This window comes from Halorhodospira neutriphila (assembly GCF_016584055.1).
Classification (GTDB): Bacteria; Pseudomonadota; Gammaproteobacteria; order Nitrococcales; family Halorhodospiraceae; genus Halorhodospira; species Halorhodospira neutriphila.
This window is the reverse complement of sequence record NZ_NRSH01000136.1, coordinates 1-5,461: the sequence shown is the minus strand read 5'-3', so window position 1 is coordinate 5,461 and position 5,461 is coordinate 1. Positions and strand designations below refer to the sequence as shown.

General features: G+C 73.5%; 4 protein-coding genes and 1 pseudogene. All 5 read right to left on the bottom strand.

Translation table 11 applies throughout. From position 1 onward, the window contains the following. Positions 1-135, bottom strand: a pseudogene (locus CKO13_RS13125) (helicase-related protein); the annotation flags it as partial. Positions 136-178: 43 nt separating this feature from the next. Further along, on the bottom strand, positions 179-2,245 hold the full coding sequence (gene recG, locus CKO13_RS10265) for an ATP-dependent DNA helicase RecG (RefSeq protein WP_200260498.1): 2,067 nt from the start codon (positions 2,243-2,245) through the stop codon (positions 179-181). A gap of 13 nt (positions 2,246-2,258) precedes the next feature. Continuing rightward, positions 2,259-2,654 (bottom strand): RidA family protein, encoded by a 396-nt coding sequence (locus tag CKO13_RS10260; RefSeq protein WP_200260495.1) that lies wholly within the window; start codon positions 2,652-2,654, stop codon positions 2,259-2,261. Positions 2,655-2,664: 10 nt separating this feature from the next. Continuing rightward, positions 2,665-4,854 carry a bifunctional GTP diphosphokinase/guanosine-3',5'-bis pyrophosphate 3'-pyrophosphohydrolase gene (gene spoT, locus CKO13_RS10255; protein WP_200260492.1) on the bottom strand — a complete coding sequence of 730 codons (2,190 nt, stop codon included), beginning with the start codon at positions 4,852-4,854 and terminating at the stop codon, positions 2,665-2,667. A gap of 45 nt (positions 4,855-4,899) precedes the next feature. Beyond that, positions 4,900-5,277, bottom strand: a complete 378-nt coding sequence (rpoZ, locus tag CKO13_RS10250; RefSeq protein ID WP_200260487.1) for a DNA-directed RNA polymerase subunit omega — start codon at positions 5,275-5,277, stop codon at positions 4,900-4,902. Positions 5,278-5,461 lie beyond the last annotated feature (184 nt).

Below are 5,461 nucleotides of genomic sequence, written 5' to 3'. Positions count from 1 at the left end.
GCCGAGGCGCTCGGCGTTGTCGATGACCATGAGCGTGGCGTTGGGGACGTCCACCCCCACCTCGATGACCGTCGTCGCCACGAGCAGGGCGACCTCGCCCCGGGCGAAGGCCGTCATGGCCTGCTCCCGCGCGCTCTCCCCAAGCGGGCACTGCGACAACGCCTCTCCCCTCCCGATACTAGACTTGCCCGTACCGCTCGGCCTCCCCGACCCAGCGGCGGATCAGCGCCGCGGCCGCCTCGGGGGCCGAGTCCAGCAGCTCGCCGGCCGCCCCCTGGACCGCCTCCAGCAGGTCGGCGTCCCGGTGCAGGTCGCCCACGCGCAGGCTCAGCGCGCCGGTCTGGCGCGTCCCGAGCATCTCCCCGGGGCCCCGGATCCCCAGGTCGCGCTGGGCGATGGCGAAGCCGTCGTCGGTCTCGCGCAGGACCGCCAGCCGCTGCCGGGCGCTCTCGGATAGGGGGCCATGATACATCAGGACACAAGCGGAGCTGGCGCTGCCGCGGCCGATGCGGCCCCGGAGCTGGTGGAGCTGCGCCAGGCCGAGGCGCTCGGCGTTGTCGATGACCATGAGCGTGGCGTTGGGGACGTCCACCCCCACCTCGATGACCGTCGTCGCCACGAGCAGGGCGACCTCGCCCCGGGCGAAGGCCGTCATGGCCTGCTCCTTCTCGCCGGCGCCCATCCGGCCGTGGACCAGGGCCACCCGGTGCTCCGGCAGCGCCTCGCCCAGCTGCTGCGCGGTATCGGCGGCCGCCTCGGCCTCCAGCTCCTCGGAGGACTCGATCAGGGTGCAGACCCAGTACGCCTGGCGCCCCTCGTCGAGGGCCGCCCGCAGGCGCTCCACCACCTCGGCGCGCCGGCGATCGGCAAGCACCACGGTCTGCACCGCCCCCCGCCCCGGCGGGCGCTCGTCGAGCGCCGAGACGTCGAGGTCGGCGTAGGCCGTCATCGCCAGGGTCCGGGGGATCGGGGTGGCGGTCATCGTCAGCTGGTGCGGCTCGCAGCCGCCCCCCTTCTCCTTGAGCGCCAGGCGCTGGTGGACGCCGAAGCGGTGCTGCTCGTCGACCACCACCAGGCCGAGGCGGCAGAAGGCGACCGACTCCTGGAAGAGGGCGTGGGTGCCGACGGCGATGCCCGCCTCGCCGGCGGCTAGCCGCTCCAGCGCCGCGCGCTGCCGGGCGGCCGGGCGCCCGCCGGTGAGCCAGGCCACCTCGACGCCGAGCGGCGCGAACCAGGCCTCGAGGCTGCGCAGGTGCTGCTCGGCGAGCAGCTCCGTCGGCGCCATCACCGCCGCCTGGTAGCCGCTGCCGACGGCGCGGGCGCAGGCCAGGGCGGCGACCACCGTCTTCCCCGAGCCGACGTCCCCCTGGAGCAGGCGCAGCATGGGGACGGCCCGGGCCATATCGGCGGCGATCTCGGCGGCGACCCGCTGCTGGGCGCCCGTGAGGGTGAACGGCAGGCTCCGGCACAGCCGCTCCGCCAGCGCCCCGCCGCCGTCGAGCCGCGGCGCGCCGGCCTCGGCGTGGAGCGCCTGGCGGCGCCGGCGCAGCGTCATGTGGTGGGCGAGCAGCTCCTCGTAGGCGAGCCGCCGCACCGCCGGGTGGCTGCCGTCGAGCAGCGCCGCCGTATCCGCCTCGGGCGGCGGGCGGTGGACCAGGCGCAGGGCCTGCTCGAGATCCGGCCAGCCGGTATCGGGCAGCGCCGCCGCCGGCAGCCGGTCCGGCAGGGCCTCCGGGAGCCACCCCAGGGCGGCGTCGACGAGCCGGCGCAGCTGCCCCTGGTACAGCCCCTCGGTGGCGCGGTAGACGGGGGTGAGCGCCTCCTCGTCCGGCCGGTCCCCGTCCCCCGGCGCGACCCGCTGGTACTCCGGGTGGACCATCTGCAGCCCCGTGTAGGCGCTGCGCACCTCGCCGAAGCAGCGCAGCACGGCGCCGCGCTGGAGGCGCTCCGCCTGGCGCGGGTAGAAGTGGAAGAAGACCAGCTCCAGCTGCCCCGTCCCGTCGCTGAGCCGGCACAGGAGGCGCTTGCGCCGCCCGGTGGCGACCTCGGCCCACTCCACGCGGCCCTCGATGAGCACGGACTCCCCCGGGCTCAGGCCGCCGATCGGCCGCAGCCGTGTCCGGTCCTCGTAGCGGAGGGGCAGGTGGAGGAGCAGGTCGGCCACCGTCTCCAGCCCCAGGCGCTGGAGGCGCTCGGCGAGGCGGGGGCCTACGCCGGCCAGCGCAGTCAGCCGCCGCCCCTCCATCAGGGGATCGCCGTCAGCGGGCGGCGGGGCAGTAGAGCACCGCGTCCATCTCGACGGCGGCGCCCTTGGGCAGGGCGGCGACCCCGATGGCCGCGCGCGAGGGGTAGGGCTCCTGGAGGTACTCGGCCATGACCTCGTTGACGAGCCCGAAGTGCCCCAGGTCGGTCAGGTAGACCGTCAGCCGCACCGCGTCGGCCAGCGAGCCGCCGGCGGCGCCGGCCACCGCCGTCAGGCTGTCGAAGACGCGCTCGATCTGGCTGTGCATATCGGCCCCGACCAGCTCCCCGGTCTCCGGGTCGAGGGGGATCTGCCCCGAGACGTAGACGAAGTCCCCGGCGCGCACTGCCTGGCTGTACGGCCCGAGGGCGGCGGGGGCGGCGTCCGAGTGGATGGCTTCGTGTGACGACATGGGTTTCTCCTTAACCGTCCTTCTTGCGCACGATCCGCTGCACCGGCGACATCGCCCGCAGGTGGCGCATCACGCTCGCCAGGTGGCGCCGGTCGCGGACCAGGATGAGGAAGCGGACCGTCGCGAGCATCCCGTCGCGCTCCTCGATGGTGACGTTCTCGATGCTCGAGCCCCGCTCGGCGATGGCGTGGGCGAGCAGCGCCAGCGCGCCGCGCTCGTTGACCACGTCGATGCGGATGGCGGTGGGGAACTCGGCGTCCGCCTGCGTATCCCACTCGACATCGACCCACTTCTGCCGCGCCTTGCGCTGGCCGCCGACATTCTTGCAGTCGCGGTGGTGAATCACCACACCCCGGCCGGTGCTCGCGAAGCCGACGATGGGGTCGCCGGGGATCGGCCGGCAGCAGCGGGCGAAGGTCAGCACCGTCCCCTCGTTGCCGCGGATGGTCAGCTGCCCGTGCTCGTCGCCCTCGTCGGGGCGGGCCTCGAGCTCCGCCTCGCCCTGGTCGAGCCCGCTGAGCTGCTGCGCCACCAGCCACGGCACCCGCCTGCCGAGGCCGACCTCCTTGAGCAGCTCCTCGAGGCTCTCGCTGCCCGCGCCCTCGAGGGCCGCGGCGATCCGCGCCTCGCCGAGCCCCTCGAGGTCCAGCGAGAGCGCCCCGAGGGCGCGGTCGACCATGCGCCGGCCGAGCTCGATGGCCTCCTCGTCCTTGAGCCGCTTGAGGGCGTGGCGGATGGCCGTGCGCGCCTTGGCGGTGACCACGAAGTCGAGCCACACCGGGTTCGGGCGCGCCACGGGGGCGGTGATGATCTCCACCATCTGCCCGGTCTGCAGCGGCGTGCGCAGCGGCGTCAGGCGGTGGTCGACCTTGGCGGCGACGCAGCAGTCGCCGATCTCGGAGTGGATGGCGTAGGCGAAGTCCACCGGCGTGGCGTTGCTCGGCAGCTCGGTGATATCCCCCTGCGGGGTGAAGACGTAGACCTCGTTGGGGACGAGGTCGATCTTGACGCTCTCGATGAACTCCTCGGAGGTGCCGACGCTGCGCTGCATCTCCAGCAGGTCCCGGACCCACTCCCGCGCCCGGACCTGCGCGGTGTTATCCCCCTCGGCGGCCTCCTTGTAGAGCCAGTGGGCGGCGATGCCCGACTCGGCGACGGCGTGCATCTCGCGGGTGCGGATCTGCGCCTCGAGGCGGATGCGGTGGGGCCCGACGAGGGTGGTGTGCAGGGACTGGTAGCCGTTGGCCTTGGGGATGGCGATGTAGTCCTTGATGCGGCCGGGGCGGGGCTTGTAGAGGCTGTGCAGGACGCCGAGGACGCGGTAGCAGTCGTCGACGCTGGCGACGAGGACCCGGAAGCCGTAGACGTCGAAGACGTCGCGGAAGTTGAGCTGCTTCTGGGCCATCTTGCAGTAGATGGACCACAGGTGCTTCTCGCGGCCGACCACCTCGGCGTCGATGCCGAGCTCGGCGAGCCGGCTGCGCACCTGCTCGCAGACGGTGTCGAGGATGACCCCGCGGCGCCCGCGCTGGCGGGCGAGCTTCTCCTTGAGGGCGCGGTAGCGCAGCGGGTAGAGGGCGGCGAAGCCGAGGTCCTCGAGCTCGGTGCGCACCGCGTTGATGCCGAGGCGCTGGGCGATGGGGGCGTAGATCTCCAGCGTCTCGCGGGCGATCTGCCGGCGCTTGTGCGGCGGCATGATCCAGATGGTGCGCATGTTGTGGAGCCGGTCGGCGAGCTTGATGAGGATGACCCGGATATCCCGGGCCATGGCGAGGATCATCTTGCGGAAGCTCTCCGCCTGCGCCTCCGCCTTGCTCTTGAAGTCGATGGCGCCGAGCTTGGAGACGCCGTCGACGAGCTCGGCGACCTGCTCGCCGAAGCGCTCGGCGACCCCCTCCTTCGCGGTGGGGGTATCCTCGATGACGTCGTGGAGCAGCGCCGCGGTGATCGACTCGGCGTCGAGGCGCATCTCGGCGAGGATGCGCGCCACGGCGATGGGGTGGGTGATGTACGGCTCGCCGGAGCGCCGGCGCTGCCCCTCGTGGGCCTGCGCCGCGAAGCGGTAGGCCTCGCGGATCGACTCGATGGTGCCCGGCTCGAGGTACGCCGCCAGCAGCGTACAAAGCTCCCCTAGGCGCCGCTCCGGCTCGGAGTCCGGCGCCGGCTCATCGGCGCTTACAACGCTCGCCGCCCTCACCATACATGGAAACCGGCCGGCCGCCGCGCCGCGGCCTCGGGCCCCCGGCTAGGAGGCCTCGCCTTCGCCATCATCGCCCGCGGCCGGCGGCTCCTCGCCCGAGCTGCCGAGCTCGCGCTCCTCGCTGGCGGTGGGGTCCGGCATCCGCGGGCCGCCGCCGACCTCGGCGTCCACGTCGGCGGCGCTGAAGCCGCTGAGCCCGAGGGCCTCACCGCCCTCCTCCGCCTCGGCGCGCCGGAGGATATCCGGGCCGACACGGCCCTCGGCGATCTCGCGCAGGGCGACCACGGTGGGCTTGTCGTTCTCCCAGTCGACGAGGGCATCGACGCCATTGGCCAGCTGCCGGGCCCGCCTGGCCCCGGCCAGGACGAGCTCGAAGCGGTTCTCGACGTTCTCCAGGCAGTCTTCTACGGTCACGCGCGCCATCGCGCCCCTCCCAACGATTTATAGAGTGATCCAAGATTGAGTCTATCAAATGACCGCCCCTTACGCCTCCCCGCCCGGCGCCGTGAGCCGGTCGATCTCGGCGGCGATCTCGACGAGCGCACTGTCGAGCAGCGCCAGGCCGGCGGCGCTCGCCCGCACGCGCCCGCCGTGCCACTCGAGGAGG